Source organism: Pseudomonas sp. HMWF006 (assembly GCF_003061205.1).
In the GTDB taxonomy this organism is placed as follows: domain Bacteria; phylum Pseudomonadota; class Gammaproteobacteria; order Pseudomonadales; family Pseudomonadaceae; genus Aquipseudomonas; species Aquipseudomonas monsensis.
Window position 1 is genome coordinate 12,207 of record NZ_QAIU01000566.1, and the last position, 333, is coordinate 12,539.

Sequence of the window (333 nt, forward strand, 5' to 3'; positions counted from 1 at the left end):
AAGCCGACGTCTGGGGGCGCAAGCCACTGCTGCTCGCCGGTTTCCTGATTCTGCCGCTGCGCGGCGTGCTCTACACCTTGTCCGACGACCCTTACTGGCTGGTGGCCGTGCAGATGCTCGACGGCGTTGGTGCAGGTCTGTTCGGCGCGCTGTTCCCGATCATGGTCAAAGACCTCACCCAAGGCACCGGCCACTTCAACATCAGCCTCGGCGCCCTGACCACCGTCTTCGGCCTGGGCGCTGCACTGAGCAACGGCCTGGCCGGATTCGTCGTGCAAGGCGCCGGTTACAGTGCTGCGTTTCTGACACTGGCAGGGATTGCGGGCGTGGCGG

General features: G+C 65.5%; 1 protein-coding gene. It reads left to right on the forward strand.

The features are described 5' to 3' along the window. On the forward strand, positions 1–333 hold a 333-nt coding region (locus DBR24_RS33840; protein WP_256591844.1), incomplete at both ends, for an MFS transporter.